20 protein-coding genes and 1 CRISPR repeat array are annotated in these 21,826 nt (G+C 69.4%); of the genes, 7 read left to right on the top strand and 13 right to left on the bottom strand.

What is annotated here, in order from left to right; translation table 11 throughout:
- The first annotated feature begins 200 nt into the window (after positions 1 to 200).
- The 4 genes from cas7u to O7632_RS22415 are packed head-to-tail and all read left to right on the top strand — an operon-like array spanning position 201 to position 6,879.
- Complete coding sequence (cas7u, locus tag O7632_RS22430; protein ID WP_278116956.1) at positions 201 to 1,379, top strand: type I-U CRISPR-associated RAMP protein Csb1/Cas7u; 1,179 nt, start codon at positions 201 to 203, stop codon at positions 1,377 to 1,379.
- Between the two features lie 5 nt (positions 1,380 to 1,384).
- Entirely contained in the window at positions 1,385 to 2,827 is a 1,443-nt protein-coding gene (gene csb2 / locus O7632_RS22425; protein ID WP_278116955.1) for a type I-U CRISPR-associated protein Csb2, read from the top strand.
- Positions 2,814 to 6,155 carry a type I-U CRISPR-associated helicase/endonuclease Cas3 gene (cas3u, locus tag O7632_RS22420; RefSeq protein ID WP_278116954.1) on the top strand — a complete coding sequence of 1,114 codons (3,342 nt, stop codon included), beginning with the start codon at positions 2,814 to 2,816 and terminating at the stop codon, positions 6,153 to 6,155. Before csb2 ends, cas3u begins: the two co-directional genes overlap by 14 nt.
- A complete protein-coding gene (locus O7632_RS22415; RefSeq protein WP_278116953.1) occupies positions 6,064 to 6,879 on the top strand; it encodes a hypothetical protein in 816 nt (271 codons plus the stop codon). The genes cas3u and O7632_RS22415 overlap by 92 nt, the downstream gene beginning before the upstream one ends.
- Before the next feature lie 279 nt (positions 6,880 to 7,158).
- A CRISPR array of direct repeats spans positions 7,159 to 9,376; the repeat unit is 37 nt; unit sequence CCATCACCGGCCCGCGAGGGTCGGTCTCCATTGCGAC.
- Between the two features lie 13 nt (positions 9,377 to 9,389).
- Here O7632_RS22415 and O7632_RS22410 read toward each other — a convergent pair.
- The 4 genes from O7632_RS22410 to O7632_RS22395 form a co-directional block, all read right to left on the bottom strand.
- Positions 9,390 to 9,764: a type II toxin-antitoxin system VapC family toxin gene (locus tag O7632_RS22410; protein ID WP_278116952.1), complete on the bottom strand. Its 375-nt coding sequence runs from the start codon at positions 9,762 to 9,764 to the stop codon at positions 9,390 to 9,392.
- Positions 9,761 to 10,018 carry a type II toxin-antitoxin system prevent-host-death family antitoxin gene (locus O7632_RS22405; RefSeq protein WP_278116951.1) on the bottom strand — a complete coding sequence of 86 codons (258 nt, stop codon included), beginning with the start codon at positions 10,016 to 10,018 and terminating at the stop codon, positions 9,761 to 9,763. The genes O7632_RS22410 and O7632_RS22405 overlap by 4 nt, the downstream gene beginning before the upstream one ends.
- A gap of 102 nt (positions 10,019 to 10,120) precedes the next feature.
- Entirely contained in the window at positions 10,121 to 10,312 is a 192-nt protein-coding gene (locus tag O7632_RS22400) for a DUF397 domain-containing protein (protein WP_278116949.1), read from the bottom strand.
- Positions 10,309 to 11,088: a helix-turn-helix transcriptional regulator gene (locus tag O7632_RS22395; RefSeq protein WP_278120285.1), complete on the bottom strand. Its 780-nt coding sequence runs from the start codon at positions 11,086 to 11,088 to the stop codon at positions 10,309 to 10,311. Before O7632_RS22395 ends, O7632_RS22400 begins: the two co-directional genes overlap by 4 nt.
- Positions 11,089 to 11,211: 123 nt before the next feature.
- On the opposite strand from O7632_RS22395, the gene O7632_RS22390 reads away from it, so the two are divergent.
- Positions 11,212 to 11,487 (top strand): hypothetical protein, encoded by a 276-nt coding sequence (locus tag O7632_RS22390; RefSeq protein ID WP_278116948.1) that lies wholly within the window; start codon positions 11,212 to 11,214, stop codon positions 11,485 to 11,487.
- 173 nt (positions 11,488 to 11,660) lie between these two features.
- Here O7632_RS22390 and O7632_RS22385 read toward each other — a convergent pair whose 3' ends face one another.
- Positions 11,661 to 11,783 carry a hypothetical protein gene (locus O7632_RS22385; protein WP_278116947.1) on the bottom strand — a complete coding sequence of 41 codons (123 nt, stop codon included), beginning with the start codon at positions 11,781 to 11,783 and terminating at the stop codon, positions 11,661 to 11,663.
- 135 nt (positions 11,784 to 11,918) lie between these two features.
- Positions 11,919 to 12,326 carry a VOC family protein gene (locus O7632_RS22380; protein ID WP_278116944.1) on the bottom strand — a complete coding sequence of 136 codons (408 nt, stop codon included), beginning with the start codon at positions 12,324 to 12,326 and terminating at the stop codon, positions 11,919 to 11,921.
- Positions 12,327 to 12,462: 136 nt separating this feature from the next.
- Here O7632_RS22380 and O7632_RS22375 point away from each other — a divergent pair, with 136 nt between their 5' ends.
- Positions 12,463 to 12,846: a hypothetical protein gene (locus O7632_RS22375; protein ID WP_278116942.1), complete on the top strand. Its 384-nt coding sequence runs from the start codon at positions 12,463 to 12,465 to the stop codon at positions 12,844 to 12,846.
- Positions 12,843 to 13,370 carry a DUF6036 family nucleotidyltransferase gene (locus O7632_RS22370; protein WP_278116941.1) on the top strand — a complete coding sequence of 176 codons (528 nt, stop codon included), beginning with the start codon at positions 12,843 to 12,845 and terminating at the stop codon, positions 13,368 to 13,370. Before O7632_RS22375 ends, O7632_RS22370 begins: the two co-directional genes overlap by 4 nt.
- A 19-nt stretch (positions 13,371 to 13,389) precedes the next feature.
- Here O7632_RS22370 and O7632_RS22365 read toward each other — a convergent pair whose 3' ends face one another.
- The 7 genes from O7632_RS22365 to O7632_RS22335 form a co-directional block, all read right to left on the bottom strand.
- The gene (locus O7632_RS22365) at positions 13,390 to 13,806 is read right to left on the bottom strand and encodes a helix-turn-helix transcriptional regulator (RefSeq protein ID WP_278116939.1); all 417 of its coding nucleotides are present in this window, start codon (positions 13,804 to 13,806) and stop codon (positions 13,390 to 13,392) included.
- A 76-nt stretch (positions 13,807 to 13,882) separates the two neighbouring features.
- A complete protein-coding gene (locus O7632_RS22360) occupies positions 13,883 to 15,154 on the bottom strand; it encodes a CHAT domain-containing protein (protein WP_278116938.1) in 1,272 nt (423 codons plus the stop codon).
- A gap of 59 nt (positions 15,155 to 15,213) precedes the next feature.
- Positions 15,214 to 15,612, bottom strand: coding sequence for a hypothetical protein (locus O7632_RS22355; protein ID WP_278116936.1), 399 nt, complete (start codon positions 15,610 to 15,612; stop codon positions 15,214 to 15,216).
- Positions 15,609 to 17,780, bottom strand: a complete 2,172-nt coding sequence (locus tag O7632_RS22350) for a hypothetical protein (protein WP_278116934.1) — start codon at positions 17,778 to 17,780, stop codon at positions 15,609 to 15,611. The genes O7632_RS22355 and O7632_RS22350 overlap by 4 nt, the downstream gene beginning before the upstream one ends.
- Positions 17,780 to 19,342, bottom strand: coding sequence for a hypothetical protein (locus O7632_RS22345; RefSeq protein ID WP_278116932.1), 1,563 nt, complete (start codon positions 19,340 to 19,342; stop codon positions 17,780 to 17,782). Before O7632_RS22345 ends, O7632_RS22350 begins: the two co-directional genes overlap by 1 nt.
- A gap of 83 nt (positions 19,343 to 19,425) precedes the next feature.
- Positions 19,426 to 20,793, bottom strand: coding sequence for a caspase family protein (locus O7632_RS22340; RefSeq protein WP_278116931.1), 1,368 nt, complete (start codon positions 20,791 to 20,793; stop codon positions 19,426 to 19,428).
- A 146-nt stretch (positions 20,794 to 20,939) separates the two neighbouring features.
- Complete coding sequence (locus O7632_RS22335; protein WP_278116929.1) at positions 20,940 to 21,572, bottom strand: hypothetical protein; 633 nt, start codon at positions 21,570 to 21,572, stop codon at positions 20,940 to 20,942.
- Positions 21,573 to 21,826 lie beyond the last annotated feature (254 nt).

The raw sequence follows: 21,826 nt of genomic DNA, 5'->3' as shown, positions 1-21,826 counted from the left end.
TCAGTCATACCGAGCCGGGCGACCGAGCAGTCCCCGGCTGGGGACGATCAAAAAGGTAACGGGGGAGAGGTCGTCTGATCGGCGGCGGGGGAGAAGGGGACGGTACGTCGGTCCGGTCGCCGCTGCTCCTGATGCCAAATGTCGCACCCGTCGGGTAGACATGCTCGATCTACTTTCGACACCAATGAGGAGTGCCACGGATGTCGCTTGCCGACCGCCTGCTCGACGCGGTTCGTGAAGACCGCTCGCACGCGGGGATCGTGTTCAACGGGGTGTATCAGCCGGTGGGCGGGCCGGGCGGCAAGATCATGCCGCCGACGTTCCCGATTCCCGACTCGGAGCAGGCCGCCGCCCGACGTGAAGGCCGCGAGCCCGTGCCGTACGCGACAGAACGCCGACTGATCGACGACACGCTGCGCGACACCGTCATCGTCGACCAGGTGCCTTCGCAGGCCAACCGGGTCGAAGAGGCGCTGCTGGCAGCCCGTGACGGCGGCCGACTCGACCTGCCGATCTTCGAACTGACCATGAAAGAGGAAGGCGTCCGGCTGACGTCGCTGGACTTCCCGCACCGCTACGCCGACGCCTACCTACGCGACAGCGACGTGGACGGCGAACGCTTCGACCGTAGCCCGGTCGGTAAGGCGTTGCGGGCGACCTCGGCCACCGACGTACGGCCGCTCTACCGCCGGGAACCGTACTCGTTGATCTTCGGGGCCTGGGATTCGCACCGCAAGGGACGCTGGCCGAAGTTCCCGCGCGTCTACTCGTCGTCGATGTTCGGCATCGACTGGTCGATCGGGGACCGGCGGGCCGGCAAGGTCGACCCGGTCAACCTGACCGGCGCCATCGACGACAAGGGCAAAGCCGAACGCGACTGGCGTTACCTGCCGGAGGGCACGAAAGCCAAGGGCGGCAAGCTCAGCGAGATCGGGCACGGACACATCGCGCCCAACACGGTGCACGGCGGGGTGACGGTGCGGGAAATCCGCCGGTACGGCTGGATCTCCCTGGCTGGCCTGGAACGGCTGCGGTTCGGCGACGCGTCGGCCGAAGCCGCGACGGCGGCCCGGGCGACGCTCGCCGCCCTGGCCCTGGTCGGCGACCGGCTCGCGTTCGGGCGGGCCTCGCTGTGGCTCCGCTCCGGCTGCGACCTGACCCGCCACCGGGAGACCGTCGCCTTCGAAGGCGACGGCGGCACACTCGACCCGATCGACGTGTCGACCGCCGAGGCGATCGACACCTTCCGGGAGCTGCGCGGCCGGGCGACGGCCGCCGGCATCCGCATGGACGACGACGTCATCGCGATCACCCCGATCATCTCGCTCGCCGAAGCGATCCGGCACGCCCTCACCCAGTCCGCAGCGGAAGAGGCGTAGGACCGGTGGCGCTCAGCATCACCGTACGGCTGAGGGAAGCCCGCTACGACGCGGCCGCGACCACCCCCGCCGACCCGGAGTGGCCACCACATCCGGCGCGCCTGTTCAACGCGCTGGTCGCAGCCGTCGAACACGGCAGCGGCAACCCACCCGAGGACGCCGACCTGGCGGCGCTGCGCTGGCTCGAACAGGCCGGTCCACCGCTGGTCGCGGCGGTCGCCCCGACCGACATACACACCAGCGTCCGCAGCGGATTCGTGGTGACCAACGCGACCGAAACCCATTCGGGCAGCACGTTCTGGCCGGGCCGCACCAACCGGTCGAGCAGCCGCAGCAGCGCCCTGCCCGCCGACGACCGGTTCGCGTTCGTCTGGCCGACCGCCGAGCCCGACGACGGCGTGCTGTGGCGGCTGACCAAGCTGGCCCGGCGGGTGCCGTACCTGGGCCGGTCCACCGGCAACGTCGAAATCACCGTGCACGACGAGGAGGCGCCGCCGCGTCCGAGGTGGACGACGTACCGGCCGACCCGGATCGGCGCGCCGGGGTCGATCGCGCCGCGGGTGCCGTACCCCGGCTACACCGACCAGCTGATCGCCGCGTACGACACCGGCCAGCGGGCCTGGGAAACCGCCCGGTCGATCGCCTACACCGTCGAGACCCTGCCGCAGCCGGCGGAGCCACCACCGGTGGAAGCGCCCGGCCCGTACCGGACACTGCTGGTCTGGCCGGTACGACGCGGACACGTGCCGATCCGGGGCGACCGGATCCTGCAGGTCGCCGGCCTGCTGCGGCGTACCGTGATGGACCGGGTGGCCGATCCGCTGCCGGCCCAGGTCAGCGGCCACGGCGCCGACGGCCGGCCGCACGTGGCATACCTGCCGCTGCTCGACGTCGGCCACCGCCACGCCGACGGACACCTGCTGGGCGTCGCCGTCGCGCTGCCCACCGACCTGCCCGACACCGACCGCCGGGCGGTACTGACCGGACTGTTCGGCCCGACCGGCGACGACCCGATCCAGACGTTGAACGGCAACCAGTTCGGCCCGGTGCAACTCGCCGACCCGGCCGAGCCGCCGACGACGTGGGGTGTGCGGGCCGACCGGTGGACCGGACCACCGTCCGGCGTACAACGGTGGGTGACCGCCAGCCCGATGATGCTGGACCATTTTCCCAATCGCAGCCGCGACGCCGCCGACATCGTCGCCGACGGACTCGTCACCGCCGGCTATCCCCGGCCGGTGTCGGTGACCGTGCTCGACGCCCCGGTGCTGCGCGGCGCGATCAGCGCACCCCGGCGCGGCACCCTGCCCCGGCAGCGGCCGTCCCGACCGCTGGTGCACTGCCGGATCAGTTTCGCCGAACAGGTACGCGGCCCGGTCATCGCCGGTGCCCTGCGCTACCTGGGCTGCGGCGTGTTCGTCCCGGAGGTACCCGTTGCCCGCCCCTGAACATGCCGACCGGCCAGCGGCCGGCCTCGGCCGACAAGACACCGTCGCGGCGCTGACCGCCGCCGACTTCGCCGCGTTCGTCGCCGAGGCCCACGCCGGACGCGAGCCGTTCCCCTGGCAGCAGGCCCTGCTCGACCGGATCCTCGCCGACGGGCGCTGGCCCGACGTCATCGACGTACCGACCGGACTCGGCAAGACGACCGTGCTCGACGTCGCCGTGTTCGTCGCCGCGCTGCGCCCCGACCTCGCACCCCGGCGGACGTTTTTCGTCGTCGACCGGCGTCTCGTCGTCGACGAAGCCGACGAACACGCCACCGCCATCCAGGCGGCGTTGACCGGCACCGCCGCCGGGCCGGTGTGCCGCGAGGTCGCCGACCGGCTGCGCGCCGTGGGCGACCCCGGTGACGTGCTGACCGTCGCCCGGATGCGCGGCGGCGTCACCTGGGACCGCATCTGGCTGGAACGCCCCGACCGGCGGGCGATCATCACCGGCACCATCGACCAGGTCGGCAGCCGGCTGCTGATGCGCGGCTACGGCGTCAGCGAGTACGCCCGCCCGATCGACGCCGCCCTCGTCGGCACGGACAGTCTGATCGTCGTCGACGAAGCCCACCTGGCCACCGCGTTCCACACCACCGCCCGCGCCGCGTTCGACCTGGACCGGTGGCCGATCGCCCGACGGCCGACGCTGGTCACCATGTCCGCGACCAACCCGGCCGACGACGACCGGCCGGCGGCCTTCGACATCGGTACGCCGACGGCGGCCTCTGACATTGGTACGCCGACGGTGCACACGATCAGCGCCGCCGACCTCGATCACCCGATGGCCGGACAGCGGTTGCGTGCCGGCAAGCGACTACGCCTCGTCCACGTCGACACCAACCGGCGCAAAGCCGACACCGAGGTGCCGCAGGTGATGGCCGACCTCGCCGTACGGCTGGCCGACCAGGGCGTGGTGGCCGTCGTCGCCAACACGGTCGCCCGCGCCCGCGGCGTGTTCGACCGGCTGCCCGTCGGCACCGACGCCGTCCTGCTGACCGGGCGGATCCGCCCGATCGACCGGGATCTGCTGCTGAAACGCCACTACCAGCGGATCAAGGCCGACCCTGGCCGCTCCGACCCTCGCCCGTTCGTGATCGTCGCGACCCAGACGATCGAGGTGGGAGCCAACATCGATGCCGACGCGCTGATCAGCGAATCAGCGCCGCTGCCCGCGCTGATCCAGCGACTCGGCCGGCTCAATCGGCTCGGCCACCACGACGAACCCGCCCCGGCGTACCTGGTGCACGACAGCACCGTCGACGCCGACGACCCGGTCTACGGGCCGGCCCGCCTCGCCACCTGGCAGTGGCTGGCCGGGCGGATCACCCCGGCCACCCCGGCCAATCCCCACCAGGGCGACGTCCGCGACGTGTCCCCGATCGCGCTGCGCGACCTGCGCGCCCAGGCCCCGGCAGCGGCCGTCACCACCATCGAGCGGTACGTGCCGCTGCTCGACCCGGCCATCCTGGACGCCTGGACCCGCAGCTCACCGCCGCCGCACCCGGACCCGCCGGTCGCCCCGTTCCTGCACGGCCTCGACGCCGAACCGCCCGCCGTCACCGTCGTCTGGCGAGCCGGACTGGACACCGGGCAGACCGACCACTGGCCGGCCACGGTCGACATCGTGCCGCCGGTCGCCGACGAAGCCATCGAGGTGCCGATCCACGCGCTCCGCCGCCTGCTGACCGGCACCGACCCGGCCGACCTGACCGCCGATGTCGCGCTCGCGGTCACCCCGGACGAGCAAAACCCGACACCCGGCGGTACGGCCGACCCGCTGGTGCTGCGCTACCCGCGCCGGGGCGGCGGCGAGATGATCCGGGCGTCCAGGATCCGGCCCGGCGACACCATCGTCATGCCGGTCGAGTACGGCGGCTGCGACCGGTTCGGCTGGCACCCGGCAAGCCGGGAACCAGTCGTCGACGTCGCCGACCTCGCCAAGCGCCGAGGCCGGCCGCTGCTGCGGATCGGCACCCAGCTGCGCCCGCTCGTCGCCTACCTGGCCGACCCGCTGGCACCACCAGGCCCCGATGTCGACGCGGCGCTCGACGCGCTGCTCGCCGACCCGGCCGCAGACTCAGCCGGTGAGCAGGAACCGACCGACGCGGCCGGCTACCGCGACCTCCTTCGCGCGCTCGCCACCGCGCTGCCGCCCCGCCATCCGCTGCTCGACACCCTGAAACCGATGATCGAGGCCAAGCCGCTGGTCACCCGTACCGCCACGGTTTTGGACGCCCAGACCGGCCGGACCTGGCAGCCGCCGTTCCCGGTGCTGCTCACCACGGCGCGGGGCTCGGCCGGCCAGGGTCCCAGTTACCGGCAGGCCGAGGACGACTCGGAAGCGGGCAGCTCCGCCAGCGCGTACCCCGGCCGGCGCATCAACCTCGACGACCATCAACGGGCGGTCGCCGCCCGCGCCGCCGAAATGGCCCGCAACCTCGGCCTGCCCGCGCCGCTGGTCGCCAGCGTCGAAACCGCCGCCCGCTGGCACGACGACGGCAAACGCGACCCCCGCTTCCAGACGATGCTGCACGCCGGCCGCCCGGAGCTCGCCGAACTCGCCCTGCAGCCGCTGGCCAAGTCTGGCATCGACCCGGCCAACTTCGCCGAAGCGCGCCGGGCCCGGGACGCCGCCGGCTACCCCAAGGGGATGCGGCACGAAGCACTGTCGGCACGGATCGTCGCCGCCCGACTCGCCGAGCACCCCGGCGACCTCGACCCGGAACTGGTCGTCCACCTGGTCGCCAGCCATCACGGCCGCAACCGACCGCTGCTGCCACCGGTCGTCGACGACCGGTCGGTCAAGGTCGCCGTGCCCGGGTTGCTGCCAATGTTCGACTCGGCCGACACCGTCGACTGGTCGGCTCCGGTCCGGTTCGCGCAGCTCAACGACGCGTACGGCCGGTGGGGTCTGGCGCTGCTGAAACCGTCGTACGGCTGGCCGACATCTGGGCGTCCGCCCGCGACGAGGAAACACCCGCCGGTGACGACGAAGGGACCGACCCGTGAGCGACCCGATCGAGCTGCCGGCCCTGGACGGGCGGGACCCGCTCGGGTTCCTCGCGGCGCTGGGCACCCTGCGGCTCCTGGCCGACCACCACGATCCGGCCGCCGCGCTGTCGTTCGACGAGCAGACCGCCGTCGCCCGACTGCACACCGCCCGGCTGACCTCCCTCGACGACCTTGTATCCACAGTGATCGACATCGTCGCCACCGTTCCGCCCGACGGGGTGATCCCCGCCGCACCGGCGACGCTGCCCGCTGCGAAGGTCGGCACCGCGCCTGACCCGATGCGGGTCGCCCGCGACGAGTTCCGAGCCGCGGCCGACAGGTTGACCAGCGGCGACCCGGCCGCCGTACGGTGGCTGGCCGCACTCGTCACCGACCTCGCCGCCGACGCCAAAGGCCGGGCCGCGCTCACCCCGTTCACCGCGCCGGCCGGTCAGCAGAGCCTGCGTTCGTTTTTCGCCAAACCCCTCGACGAGGTACGCAAGGACCCGGCGACGCTGATCCGACAGGCGTTCGCCGGCTGGCGGCGGGTCGACGGCTACACCGGCGAATACCTCGACCACCGGGTGGTACGCGGCGCGGCCGACCACCCGTCCGGCAAGTCCGTCGAAGCCGGCGTGCCCGGTGCCACCTGGCTGGCCATCATGGCGCTGCCGATGCTGCGGTTGACCGGCGACGGCAGCACCGTGGCGGCGACCGGCTGGCATCAGGTGGCCGGCCGACGTCAGCCGGTCATGCTGTGGCCACTGTGGCGGCAATCCCTGGACAGGCACGCCGTCACCGCCCTGCTCGAACACCGCGAGCTGCGCCCGGACCGCCGCCGGGACGGTGTCCCGAACGCCGTGCCCAACGCCGTCACCGTCAACCCGGCCAGGTGGCCGCCGCTCGGCGTCTTCGCCGTTGCCGCCGCCGCTCGTCAACCCGTCGAGGGCCGCAAATCAGCTGGTGTGCTCGCCCCGATCCCGGTCACCATCACCGGTCCGACACCCACAAAACCCTGACGACCGGGGGTACGGGCACCAGCCGCCCCAAACGACGCCAGCCAGTTCCGTCGGTGCCGCCGAGTACGCTGACCTCGCTCCTGCCGCGCTGACGGTCCTGGAGTCGTTTACTTGACAAATGAACAGATGCGTCCGACACGTCCCCCAGCTTCGGAACCTCCAGTGGACACGCTTCACGCGGGAGGTTCCTAACCTGGATATGCCACCAAATCGGACCAACCCGGCTGGTGATCTGCTTGAACTCCATCGTGAACTGGCTATATAGCCAGTTCACGAGCCCCATCACCGGCCCGCGAGGGTCGGTCTCCATTGCGACTACGGCTGGCTGATCGCCGAGGACCGTACCGACCGGGCCCATCACCGGCCCGCGAGGGTCGGTCTCCATTGCGACCCGACCGGCGTCGCGGCGCGAGCAAGCTGGAGACAAAGGCCCATCACCGGCCCGCGAGGGTCGGTCTCCATTGCGACCGGTAGGGTGGACACGTCCACCCTGTCCACCCCATGCCATCACCGGCCCGCGAGGGTCGGTCTCCATTGCGACGCCTGGTCGATGCTGAGGGTGCGCTGCGCGTCGGTCAGCCATCACCGGCCCGCGAGGGTCGGTCTCCATTGCGACTCGGCACTCGGGTCGACCCGGAACCAGGGGTGCCCGAAGCCATCACCGGCCCGCGAGGGTCGGTCTCCATTGCGACACCCCTGGGTGGGAACAGGTCCCAGATCGTAAGGTCGAGCCATCACCGGCCCGCGAGGGTCGGTCTCCATTGCGACACCCCTGGGTGGGAACAGGTCCCAGATCGTAAGGTCGAGCCATCACCGGCCCGCGAGGGTCGGTCTCCATTGCGACGCTGAGGCCCGTACCCCTGGCAGGGTGCGGGCCTCAGTGCCATCACCGGCCCGCGAGGGTCGGTCTCCATTGCGACGAGGGAGTCAGCGACAGTGCGTTGCTTGGCGACTTTCTCCCATCACCGGCCCGCGAGGGTCGGTCTCCATTGCGACCGACTCGGTCACGAGGCACCCAGCCCGAAGTGGTCCCGGACCATCACCGGCCCGCGAGGGTCGGTCTCCATTGCGACGCTCCAGGCTCACTCATCCGAGGGCTCCACGATCTCCATCACCGGCCCGCGAGGGTCGGTCTCCATTGCGACTGCGCCTCATAGACAGCTTTCGAGTACTGCCCGGCCCCCATCACCGGCCCGCGAGGGTCGGTCTCCATTGCGACGCCATGTAGAAGTCGCCCCACTCTGGATAGAAGCCAAACATCCATCACCGGCCCGCGAGGGTCGGTCTCCATTGCGACTTATTCCGGGAGAACTCCCCGCGCGGTTTCGTCTCGCCGCCATCACCGGCCCGCGAGGGTCGGTCTCCATTGCGACACTACGCGGGCACGGACTACACCGACCGGGAAATGGTCCACCATCACCGGCCCGCGAGGGTCGGTCTCCATTGCGACATGGTGTGACCTCGATCCTGATTCCTGGCGCGAGTTGGCGGCCATCACCGGCCCGCGAGGGTCGGTCTCCATTGCGACGCTCTGGTCTCCCACTTGCGGGCCTCAGCCTTCCACCATCACCGGCCCGCGAGGGTCGGTCTCCATTGCGACGGCCGCGTGGCGTACGTCTGCCGGAACGTCTGATGGCCATCACCGGCCCGCGAGGGTCGGTCTTCATTGCGACTGTGACGGGAGGCGCTGTGAGCGAGAACCGGCGGCTGGCCCATCACCGGCCCGCGAGGGTCGGTCTCCATTGCGACGGGTGGCGACCGCAGCGGCGCGTAGTGCGGCAAGGTGCCCATCACCGGCCCGCGAGGGTCGGTCTCCATTGCGACCACAAGCCGAACTGGCTGGCCGAGGATCGCGGGCAGCCCCATCACCGGCCCGCGAGGGTCGGTCTCCATTGCGACTCCCGAATACCGAACCGCTTCGCCACCGAGCCGACCAGCCATCACCGGCCCGCGAGGGTCGGTCTCCATTGCGACGCTGCGTGCCCTGCTGGCGGACGCCAACGGCCGTGCCATCACCGGCCCGCGAGGGTCGGTCTCCATTGCGACGTCCGCTGGTGCGGCGCGGTGGGCCGCGAGCACGACCCCCATCACCGGCCCGCGAGGGTCGGTCTCCATTGCGACCGGGTGATCTGCCACCGGGACCGGGCTGCCACACAGTGCCATCACCGGCCCGCGAGGGTCGGTCTCCATTGCGACGGCACACCCCTGCCCGAGCCGGGCGCGGATCAGGCGCACCATCACCGGCCCGCGAGGGTCGGTCTCCATTGCGACTGTGCGTTTGGGACCGGTCAGCCGGCGTAGGCCTCGACCTTAACCGACCCGCGAGAGCCGGTCTCCATTGCGACGGGCCGAGGACGTGCTCGGCGAGCTGATCGCGGCTGCGGTCCTTCACCGACCCGCGAGGGCCAGTCTCCATTGCGACAAAGGGCTGGCGATCGACGCCTCGCCGTCCGCCCGACGCCGTCACCGGCCCGCGAGGGCCGGTCTCCATTGCGACGGAAGGCAACTGTTCAGACGGGTAGGATGCTCACTTCGTACTTGCGGATCTCCGCGTCACGGGTGACGATGGTTGACCCTTCGTGCTGGGCCTGCGCGATGAGCATCCGGTCGAAGGGGTCTCGGTGGATCATGGGAAGGCGTGCCGCGACGATCGCATGGTCGGCGGTGATCGGCAACTCCTTGAAACCACTCCGCCTGATGCGTTCCACCAGGTCATCCGGGCCCTTGAGCTTGCCGGTGGCCTGTTTTATCCCTATCTCCCAGAGACTGATCGGGCTGAGATGCACGCCTGGGTCGCGGTCCAGTTGGTCTTTGATGTCGTCGGCAAGGGTGGGGTCGTCGGTGAACCACCAGATGACAACGTGTGTGTCGAGGAGCAGCATCACGTATTCAGCCCGAAGTCCCGAGCGATCTCCTCGTTGACCTCTGCCGAGTCCCAGTCGTCAGCGACGACCAGAAGGTTTTTCAACGAGCCGCGGCCTTTCCGGATGACCTCGCGGTGCAGTGGGATGACCTTCGCTACAGGAGTACCGGCGCGGCTGATGATGATCTCCTCGCCGTGCTCCACCCGCTCGATGATTCGTGACAGGTTCGTCTTGGCCTCATGAATGTTGAACTGCCCCAGAGCTTCGCTCGTCATCTCGCACCCCCTTAGCTAAGTAGGCTAGTCCGCAGCTGGCCATCGCGCCAGTGTTTCTCCAGCGGGAGTGCGCGGTGGCCGGCTGCGGACGTACGGGTGGGGTCAGCGGATGGAGGTGTGGGTGAGGAAGGTGGTCCAGGCGGTGGGGGAGAAGGTGAGGGTGCCGCCGTCGCGGTCCTTCGAGTCGCGTACCAGGACCCGACCGGGCAGGTTGTCGGCCACCTCCACGCAGTTGCCGCCGGTGTCGCCAGAGCGGCTGGACTTGCGCCACTGCAGACCATCGGAAGTTGTCATGGAGTCAGCCTATATTTTGCGATGATGCGGAGCGACGCGCTGACGGACGCGGCGTCGCCGAGCAGACAGTCCCACTTTCGGTTGAGTAGGACGATTGTTTCCTCGTCGTCGGCGACTTGGCCACGGGCAACGTTTTCCAGGTAGACGGCGGGGTCGACGTCGGGCAACTCGGCGATGATGAAGCCGCCGAGTAGTCCGACGTGCGCGCCGACCTCGGTTGGCAGGATGTGGAGCCGCACGTTCGGCAGCTCGGCGACCTTCTGCAGGTGCTGCAGTTGCCGATCGAGGATGGCATGGTCGCCGATCGGCCGGGCCAGCATCGACTCGTCGAGGATGAAGATGCACTCAGGCGGGTTGTCGCGGGTCAGCAGCTCCTGCCGCTCCATCCGCACCCGGACCAGCTCCTCTACCTTGTCCGGCGTGTGTAAACCGCCAGCGGAGATGATCGCTCGGGCGTACTCCTCGGTTTGTAACAGTCCGGGGATGACGCCCAACTCGAAGTTGCGGAGGCGATTGGCCTCCGATTCGATCTTGAGCCAGGGCAAGAACCAGGCGGGAGTGCGTTGGCGTTCGGCGCGGTCCAGCAGCTCGGTCAGCAGGCCGGCCGTGTCCAAGGCCTCGTCGGCCTCCTCGGCGAACCTGAACGTCGGCTTGCGTCGGCCGGTCTCGATCGCGGCAATCGTTGACGCGCTCCAGTTGATCTTTTCGGCGAGGCCGTCCTGGCTTACGTCAGCGGCGACCCGCGCCGCTTTGAGCGCGCGAATCCACATGATCATGTGCACGGCTTACCTCTCCGTACGTGAGTGATTTCACCGGTATGCCGCTCCATCCTTACCGGATCGGTCTGCAGAGTCCAGAGTGTTCACAGGAGAGTTTTCGAAGATCAGCGGAGGGCAGAAATGAGCATCCTGGCGCCAGGCTCCGAACCGCCAGCCATCCCCGAGTTGAGCGAGGAGCAGACCCGTGACGTCGCCATCCTGTACGCGCGACGCGTCGTCATCGATCACTGGCCCTCGGTGGAGTGGGCCGGCTGCCCGGCCTGCCTGACCGACGGGTGCCGCCCGATGAATGCCGCGCTGGAATTTCTACGCGTGGAAGACTTCCCGGCATATCAGCGGCTCGCCGAACTGCTCCGCGACGGCCAACCGGTGGAAATGATTCCTGAAGACCTCTGAACTGCCGCCGCAGATAAGCCGACGGTGCCTCCGGCTGGAATCGGCAAGCCGACCGGAGGCACCGTCACCCGTGACCGCAAGTCTTCCCCGACGCGGGCCATCGAGTTGAGGGCTGACGTACGTAATTCTCGAAAATTACGTACGTCAGCCCTCAACTCGACGCGGCGATGCCGCTACCGCAGCATGACGTTGAGGCCGATGGTCAGCAGGGCGGACAGTAGGAGCGAGACCAGCAGCATCAGCAGGCAGCCGATCCCGCCGCCGAGCGGTCGGATCTCGGTGTTTCCGATTCTCATGCTGTGACCGATACCCGTTGCCACCTGGGCTCATGCGGCATCGACGCGGTCATGCCCCGGCCCGGCCTACCGGCGGCGACCGGGCTGCCTCGGGGTGAGCCGGGGCAGCTCGATCGGGCCAGCGTTGACGTCAGTTCACTGGGACAGGCGCTGGGAGAAACGGATGTTGTTGCCGGACGGGTCGCGTACGCCGCAGTCGCGTACCCCGTACGGCTGGTCGATAGGTTCCTGCATGATCTCCGCGCCGCCGGCCCGCACCCGCTCGAACGTCGCGTCTACGTCGTCGACCAGGAAGATCAACCCGCTGAGCGAGCCCTTGGCGAGCAGCAGATCCAGGGTCTCCTGATCGGCGGGGCGACCCATCGCGGCGACTTCGAGCACGATCTCGACGTCCGGCTGCCCGGGCGGGCCGACGGTCAGCCAGCGGTGGCCCTCGAACGGCAGGTCGGTGCGGACCTCCAGGCCGAGCAGGTCGCGGTAGAACTTGAGTGCCTCGTCCTGGTCGTGGACGAGCAGGAAGGTGTGAGAAAGCGTGATTGCCATGGCAGGGACGCTACGCCGGGCGGCTGACCTGGGCTTCTCCAAACCGATTTGATGCGCCGGCCGATCCCGGCCGAGCGGCTGACCGGTAGCCTGAAGCTGACGACGCGATGCTGTGGTGGAAAGTGAGGTTCGCGCTGTGGGTTCCGGTTACGAACCGATGAGTCTGGCCGTGCTGGCCACCCATCTCGCATCTGCGGATACCGACCAGACTCGTTGGAAGCTGGTGTGGGAGTTCCTGGAGGAGTTCCGCTGGGAGCCGGCGACCAGGGTGAGGCTGCTGATGGACGAACCGGAGCGGACCGGGGACGAGCGGTGGGACGCACTGCTCGCGGCACTCGCGGAGCATCTGCTCGCTCAGGCGGACCTCGCCCCGCCGCAATGGGTCGACGCGCGGGTGCTGCGCCGGGCATGGTTTCCGGCCGAACTGGCCGTCCACCGGGCAGATGCGCTGGCATGGGCACCGGCCGCGTTCCGCAAGCATGGGGTATACCTGTCGATCCACGACCTGGCGGCAGCGTGACCGAGCCGGACGGCGTCCTGATGGGGCGCGCGGATCTTGAGCGAGCGTTCGGTAGCCTGGGCGATCGGCTGGTGCGCCGAGGAGTCGTTGCTGACATCTTCGTCGTCGGTGGAGCCGCAATGGCGCTGGCCTATGACGCGAAACGGGTTACCAGGGACGTCGACGCGATGTTCGTGCCGCACGGCGTCGTACTCGACGAAGCGCGTGCGGTCGCAGACGAACTGGGCCTGCCTCCGTGGTGGCTCAACGAGCAGGCCAGCGTGTACGTGTCCGGCAAGGACGACCCGGGTCGACGGCGGGTCTTCGACCATCCCGGCATTCGGGTCATGGCGGCGTCACCCGAGCACATCTTCGCGATGAAGGCTCTCGCGGCACGAGCACGCGATGTCGACGACCTTCGTGCCCTCGCGGCACTGGCCGACGTCGCGACGGTGGACGACGCCGTGCGACTGTGCCGCGACTTCTACCCGGACGAAGTGATCTCGCCGCGGGCCATGGGCGTAATCCGTGAGCTGTTCGGTTAGCGCTACCTCGTTCCAGCCGTCAACGAACAGGAATGCGCGGCGTCGTCGGGCGGGTTGGTCGGGCGACGGCTTTGACGTAGCAGGCCGGAATGGCCGCGCCTGCCGTGTGTGACCGGGCCCGATACGCGCTGGGCGTCTCGCCGACCAGCTCGGTGAAGCGGGAACTGAACGAACCCAGCGACGTGAAGCCGACCGCCATGCAGACGTCGGTGACGCTCAGATCACCCCGGCGCAGCAGCGCCTTGGCCCGCTCGACCCGCCGGGTCGACAGATAGCCGTACGGGCTTTCGCCGTAGGCGGCCCGGAACAGTCGGCTGAAGTGCGACGGCGACATGTACGCCGCCCGCGCCATCGCCGGCACGTCCAGTGGGCGGGCGTACTCCCGGTCGAGCAGGTCCCGGGCCCGGCGTAGCCGGACAGCTTCCTCCACGGTCACCCGGTCAGGGTGCCACGCCCCACCGACACGCCGTCGCCGACCACCCCGGCGCGGCCGGCCCGGATACCGCAACTCGTCAGCAGCTCTGCGGCTCCGCCCCCCGTGAGTAGAGCAGCGGGGTACGGTGCTGCCCCTCCAAGGCCCGGCGCGCTTGGATGTGGGCGCAGCCATTGGCGAAGGCCTTCGGCACGGTCCAGCCGGCGAAGAGCCCTTCGTAGAAGCCCGTGCTGAATCCTATCGACGCCTCGTCCAGGATCTCGGACCGCATCCCGATCACGTAGTCGATGTGTTGGGACACGGCCTCGGCCAGCCGCACCGAGTGACACGCGTTCACTATCACGCAGCGCAGCGTCGGCGTGTGCAGCCGGAACAGCTCCGCCAACCCCTCCGGGGAGATCAAGTCCCCATCGCCCAGATCGTTCTCCAGGTACAGGTATCCTTCCCTGTCGCCGTGCCCCGAGAAGTGGACGACCTGCGGCTCGTAGTCCTTTAGCGCTTGGCTGAGGTCGTCGAACCGCGTGGCCGTGCAATCGTCGATTCGGAATCGGTGCTGCTGTTTGCCGAGCCGGAGCCGTTCCCGGACCTTGCGCATCTCCAGGTCCGAGCGCAGCCGGGGCAGGTCCTGCGGGCTGGCCGCCAGGTAGAGGATGGTCTGCTCGACGGCGGCCGGTTGCGGGGCCGGTTGCGCGGCCGGCTGGGTGACCGGTGCAGTCGGCTGACTCGACGCGGCCGACCGTACCGCCACGTCGACGACGTTCTCCTGTGTGACGGTCCGGATGGTGCCGTACGGGTCCAGGTGGCCGTACCGGGTGGTGACCACCACCGGCACGTGTCGGCCGCGCTCGGTCGCCCGTACCGGCAGGGTGAACCGCGCCGTCACGCCCTCCTTGAGTACGGCGACCCCGCGCCGCCGGTCGTCGCTGACGACCGGCCCCCGCAGCGCCACGGTGACGTCGTGCAGCGCGACGCCGGTGTCGTTGCTCATCATGATGGTCAGCTCGTCCCAGGCGTCCAGGTCGAGCTCGGGGTTGTCGCACCACACCCGGAGCCGACCGGTGGGCTGCGGGATCAGCACGGGCGCCGGCGCGGACCTCGCCACCAGGTCCGCGCGGAAGTCGGTCACCCGGACCGGTACGTCGAACCCGTTGCGGTAGGAGAAGTTGGTGCTGGTCAGCGGGAACGTGCCCGGCCGCCGCGCCTGCACCGCGATCTCGTGCGTGTGCGCGTGACCGGGCGGGATCACCGGGACCTCGACCCGGTCGGAGCCGGCCATCAGCACGACACCGGCCGGCATCCGGAGCTTGAACACGACGTTGGTGCACGGTCCCCGGCCCGTGTTTCTGAGCACGACCGATAGCGACGTCCGTCGGTCGACGGTCAGTTCATCCGGTACGACGGCTACCGCTATCAAGGCCTGCCCGCCGATCGTTCCCCGCTGAACCTCTTCAGCTGTTCCTTCACGTTGGCCGCCCGTTCCCTGCGGATCTCGTTCGGGTGAAACCGTTTGGCGCACTTCTCGCAGTGCACAGCGGGCGGCGCGCTCACGGCGGTGCCCCGGGCCGAGGGTGCGGTCGTCGGCCGCGCGGGAAGCGGCACCGGGTGGGGCACCGGATTCGGCGTATCGGAATCGGGGTCCGGGGAATCGACGCCATCTGGGGCCGCCGAATCAGCGTCAGCGTCGGCGAAGGCATGGTCGGGGGCGATGATCCGACCGTGGGCCCGGCAGACCGGCGTCCCGCAGTGGTGGCACACCAGGATCTGCTTGTCTTCCAGGGGCTCGCCGCCGCCCCCGCAGGTGACGATCATCGTTCGCACTCCAATCCGGCTAGCTCGGCGTCGATCTGCGCGACGACCGATCGATAGGTCTCTTCCGAGATGCGTCCCGAGACCACCGCCTCACCGGCGACGCCGCGCTGCCGACGCAGTTCGGCGATCCGTTGGCTCGGGTCGTCCGCTGCGAACGGGACGTCCGACCCGTACTCCGGCCCGACGGTGGCCTCGACCCGGATGGTGTCGTCCGGCCAGGTCTGCCCGTCGATCACGTCGTCCGGTGCGACGGTCGTCTCCGCCGACGGCAGCGCGCGGGGGTCGGCGGCGCCAGCGGCGCGGGCGGCGAGCAACCGGGTGACCCGGTCGCGCAGGCTTTCCCAGGTGTTCTCGATGTGGATGAGCAGCTCGTCGCCGGAGGTATCCGGCGCGGTGCTGTCGTCGGCCGGCTCGATCGACGGCCGTATCCCGACCGGGACGCCCATCGCGTGGGTACCCTTGACCGTCACCGTGGCGGTCGTCTTGCCGATGCTTCCGAACGAGGCACCGACCTCCTCGCCGCGCAGGTTGATGTCGAAGTCGATGGGAAACAGTCCGATGTACCGCCGGCCGGAAATGTCCCAGACGCGGTTCACCCCGGATCGCGCGTCGTCGAGATACGGCAGGTGCTCGACGACGCTCTTGACGTAGTAGTCGTCGTAGCTGATGGCGTTGGTCAGTTCCGCCACCACGCTGTGGTCGGGGACGACACCGTGGAACTCGTCCGCCCGGGGGTGATCGGATGCCTTGTCGTCCGGGATCGCCCGCTGTTCCTGATAACGGATCGAGCGGAGACTGGCGTCGAGCGCGACGGCCACCCGGGTCTGCGTCGTGGCCTTCAGCCGGTGTCCGGCTCCGCCGCCGGGCAGGTAGACACCGACGCCGGTGACGCCGGAGAGGAGCTTGTCGAACGTCGCCTCGAGTTTGCCGGACACGGTGAGCCTGGTCCGTGGGCTGTCGTCCCCGGTCCGGGCAGGCCCGGCGTCGCTGTCGACGGCCGTTTCGGGCATCTCGGTGATGCGATTTTCGAATCGTAGCGTCAGGGGCAGACTACGGCTGGTACCGGCGGCGGCGCTCGGCTTGACCTGCTTCCACCGGATTTCCCGATACCCGTCGTCGCGGAGGCTGACCTCGGCTCGGCCCGGTGCGGAGTTCTCCAGGTGACCCCAGCTCGCCGGCACTTCGAGCTGGATCAGGTCGAACACCGACAGCGTGAGGTTGTCCGGCTCCTCCCCGAGCGGATTCCAGTGCAGGTCGATTTCGAGCGTACGGCGATCGGACGTGGGGACCAGGGACGGCACGATCCACAGGGGGATACCGCCCGGGGTGCGGCTGTCCAGGATCTCGTAGTCGACGACGGAGGTCGGCTCGTCGTGTGGCCGCTGTGCTGCCGGTCGGAGCAGCGGACTGTCGTCGGCGGAATCGCCGCCGAGTGCGATGCCGGTCCCGGCGGGCAGGACCGAGGTCTGCCCGGGACGGAAAGCGAGCCCGACGTCTCCCTTGAACATCAGGTAGCCGCAGGAGAACGGCACCGGCTCGGACGGGGGAAGCGTGAACCGTTTGCGGTACGCCTGGATCCCGGCGAAGGCGTTGTTGGTCGACATGGTGACCGTCATCGTCCCGGCTAGCGAGTCCACTGTGCTGGCGTAGCCGGCGTCGTCCAGGCGGACGTACCCGCTGAGGCGTTCGACGAGCTCGACAGAGCCCAGCTGAGGCACGATCGGCAGCGGGGGGCGCGTCGCGTTCTGGGCCCGCAGGTAGTGCACGAGCAGCGCGCCGCCGGCCGTCACCAGGCCGGCGAGCATCAGGATCAGCCCGGTCGCGAGGTGTACGGCCAGCAGGAGGGTGCCGAGCGCCGCGGCAGCCGCCCCGAGCGCGATCCAGCGGTACGGGATGCCATTGACGACGTGATCGTGGTCGTCGCAGTGATAGACGCCCGCTGTGGCGCTGTCGAGGCCGAAGCCGGCGAACTCCGCACTGATCGGTTTGGCCGGTTTCGCCCTGCCGCCACCGGACGTGCCGCCCTGGGATTTCTCCGGCCGGAACACCATCGGGCTGTGCTTGCGGCACATCGGACGTTGGCAATGGTGGCACAGCGAGGCGATCTTGTCGTGTCCGCACTTGTAGCAGCGCGCCCGAGGCGCGCGGCCAACCACTTCCTCGTTCATCACTCGGCTGCTTTCCTTCTCGACAACTGGTGGTAGACGAACCGCTCCCGAATTTCCTGCTGCACGGTGTTCATCACGCGGGCGATCTCCTTGTGGTCGCGGTGCAACGTGCCGAGCATGGAGACGGTGATCCGGCCACTCTCCTTGGCGCCTTCGACCACTGTGTTGCCCATCTTCTGCTGACGCAGAAGCTGTGTCCGTTTGCCCTCGATCAGAATCCGCAGTTCGAGGTCGTCCGGTCCTTGGCTGCGTCGGGCCAGCAGCAGCCACCTCGGGGCGGCCGGGTTCTGCGGTTCCTCCGGCAGTTTCTTGACCGTGAACCGGGCGTTGCGTAGCACGGTTTCGATATCCGTGATCCGGATTTCCTCCGGGATGATGTCGTCGAAGACGAACTGCTGGTACGGGGAGAACGCCCGCCCTGCGAAGACGTCGCCCAGATACACCTTCGCCGTGATCGCCAGCTTCGTCGACAGCTCCGGCCGCAGCGCGTGTGGGTGTCCGGTCGCGTCGTACAACCTGGCCCGCACCCCGGACATCAGGTAGCCCGGGATCTCGACCTCCGCGTCGACTTCGAACACGTCGTCCTTCAACAGGTCACCCGGATGTCCGACGTAGAGCACGGCGATGTCGCTGTGGAACATCTGAACGGTGCCGTCGTGGCCGGACTCCTCCGGTTCCAGGTAGCGCACCGGAACGTCGTCCCATTCCAGCCGGCGCTCGACCGGGTTGTAGCGCACCACCTTCCGGAGTGGGTCCTCACTCGCCGGCGACTCGAGATTCTTGACGGAGAGCCTGGTGCTGCGCAGCGAGGTGAGCGTCGGCCAGTCGATGGACATGCTCGTGATCTCGGGAGACAGCTGGCGGGGGCGCGGCTCGACGGGAAGCACGATCCGGAGGGCGAACGTCAGCCACAACTCGTTGGTGAAGCTGGCCTTTCGGTCGAACCTGCTGATGATCTGCTGCGGATTGGTGTACCACTTCCCCTTGATCCGATCCCAGGCTTTCTCCCGTACCGTCTCCGGATCGAGGTCGTCGGCGACTCTGGCGGCGTCCTCCAGTTCGTCTTCCAGGCTGTCGAGATCGTGGACGTTGACGGTGAACTCCACCGGGTAGACCAGCGGGTTCTGGAGCTGGTAGTCGTGCCGGATCTCGCACGTCTGGCGGTCTAGGGTCAGGTTGATCGGAGCACCCGCGTCGGTCAGCGGCACGGTGAGCGGGAGGACAGCGGCCGAGGTGTGGTGGTGGACCTCGGCGGGCAGGTGGGTCGCCTTGTGGTGGTCAGTCAACAGAAGATGACCGATCATGGCCCGGCTGTCCGGCCCGGGACCCGACGGCAGCGCATGCGCGACATCGCTGGAGGCCTCCTGGGTGAAGTACCGCTGCCCGTCGTACGGCACGATGATCTCGAGGCGGCCGGCACCGTCGCCGTCCTGCTCAACCGACCGATTGTTGGAGATGTCCTGCCTGACCCGGTACGTCTCGGTCAGCTCGACCCGCTGCGGCACCGCGCGGGCGTACACGGTGTCGTCTTTCTGCCCGAGTAACAAGTCCTTGATCGACACAGCTGCTCATCCTCCATCCGGGTCACGGGTCGCGTCGGTCGCGTCCGCCGCGCCGAACACCTCGGTTGTCGCGCTCATGTGGGTTACTGACGGACCGGTGCCCAGCGGAACGAGATCCGGTGTACGTCGTGCCGGACCGACCCGTGGTGACCTGCGCCAAGCTCCCGGTATGCCTTCACCGGGGTGGCCGGGGCCGAGGCGACCAGGACGACCATCGCCGCTTCGGGGGAGGCGTCGCGGTGGGTGTCGCCGTCATCGACGCCGGACGGTCGGGGGAGCCGGGGGAGCCGGGGGAGCCGGGCAAGTCGGAACCCGACCAGCCGTCCGTCCAGCTCGTCACGGCCGACGAGGTGTTCCTCGGCCGGACCGACCGGGACACCTGACGGGTCGAGCGAGGTGACCACGGAGATCCGCGACTGCGCGTCGAACGCGAGGACCGACACGTGCACGGTGGCGTGGCCGGTGTTGCGCACGCGCACGTACACGTGGTCGTCGTCGGCCAGCGTCGCCCCCGCCGCCGGCAGCGGCGCGGGTCGGCCGTCGTGGACGCGGCCCCATTCCACGGTGACCGCAGCCCCCAGCGGGGACCGGTCCTCGACCGGCGATGGCTGGTCGGCGACAGTCTGGAAGAGCAGCCGGTGGGCCGGGCCTTCGGCCTCGGGTCGCTGCCACGGCACGGCGTCCCAGACCCGCTCGCGTACCCGGGAAAGTAGGCCGGCCCAGGTCGCCGGCTGCTCCCCGGTCTCGGTCAGCGTCCGTGCCAGGGCCTCGGTGAAAACTCCGGTACGCCGGCTGGCGGCGTTGGTGTGCTCGTACGCCGACTGGTCGCGTCCGCAGGCCACCACCCGTACGGCGCGTTGGTTGCCGAGCACGTCCCGTACCGCCGTGTCCAGGCCCTGGCGTCGCAGGCGGCTCAGGTGTTCTTCGATGTCGATGTACGTCCGGCCGCGCAGTGCCTTGACTACCAGTTCGTCGTCGCGCGACACGTGCGCGGCGTGGCAGGCGTCGACGACGACGGTGATGTTGTTGGTCACGTTCGCCAGCCGGACGAGCAGCACCGAGAGCTCCGCGCCAGTGATGCCCCGGAAGTCGGATTCGGTCGATTCGGCGTAGTCAGTCGGCACGATGAACTGCAGCTTCGGCGGCGCGCCCCGTCCCACCCCGGCGCTCCGGGTCGCGCCCGAGGTCCGACTCGCACGGGCGAGGTCGGGCGGGGCCACCGCGAGGCCGCCGTGCCCGCTGTAGTAGAGCACGACGGCGTCGTCCGCGCGGGTGTCGCGGATCAACCGCTCGTACGCGTCGAGGATCTCGGCCCGCGTGGCCTGCGCGCACTCGCGACGGGTCACCGTGAATCCCCGTCGGTCGAGCAGGTCCGCCATGGTGTCCACGTCGTTGCCGACGCCGCTGAGGCCGTACGTCTGAGAGCCGATGAGTAGGGCACTGCGTCGCACGCCGATCCTCCGCCGGGTGAAGTGTGCTGGCAGTGACCTCTGACGGACGAGCATGCCCCGCCCACCCGGACGAGCCCGCCTGCCGACGGTGCCGTGGAGTCAGAGCTGGCCATCGACGACAGGGCGTCGACGGCTGTGCTGGTACGTCAGTCGGGCTCGGTGTCGCCGCGCCGGCGAAGGACCCGGGAACGGTTGGCGCGCCACCCCGAATCGGCGACGGCTACCAGGCCGATGGTGCCGACGCCGCCGACACACAGCGTGGTGATCGTTTGTGCGCTGTCTCGCCCGGGGATACAGGAAGTGGGCCACGGCCGTCGCTGACCGTTCGGGTCGACGTCAACCTCGACCGTCGTGCCGACCGGCCCGGCCGGCGCACATACCGGAACCCAACCGAGGTCGTCGCCCGCAACCGACAGGCGGTAGCTGGGATGGCACGAAGGGGCCTCCGGTGCGCATTCGTCACTGATCTCGGTGATCTCGGCGGTGACCTGCTCGCCGTACGGTGAAAGGTTGCCTTCGCCGTAGGCGAGGGCGAAACCGCTGCTGAGCACCGCGACCGCGATCCCGAGCAGTGTGCGCCCGGCGTTGACGACTATCCACGACCGGCTGGCCGGCCCATCGTACGGTGCCTGAGCTGGCCAAATGGCGGCAACCACGTAGGCGGCGGCACTTGCCCATACCAGTGCGACCGCGATGATGAGGAACCCCGACCCCTGGCCGATCAGAAAGCCGCTGAGGAACGTCAGCAGGACCGCACCACCGAGCCACAGCACCGCCATATCGCCGATTGTCCAGGCGATCCGGGGCCCGCGCCAGAGGCAGATCGACCGGCTCACGCGGGCGCGACTGCCCGTCTCGCACGGCGATGGCGCGCCGACGGTCGCGTGTTAGCGTTCGACACGGTGGGTCGGTTGGCGTTCAACAGCGTGCGTCCTCGGGGCGGTCAAGTCGCCGCCTCTCGGGGCACGGAAAGGATCATCGGCGATGACTATCGATGTTAACGACCGACAGCGGCGGGTCGCTGGCGGGAGCG

The organism is Solwaraspora sp. WMMD406 (assembly GCF_029626025.1).
Taxonomy (GTDB): Bacteria; Actinomycetota; Actinomycetes; order Mycobacteriales; family Micromonosporaceae; genus Micromonospora_E.
The sequence above is the reverse complement of the archived record's forward strand: the minus strand, read 5'-3'. Positions and strand labels throughout refer to the sequence as shown.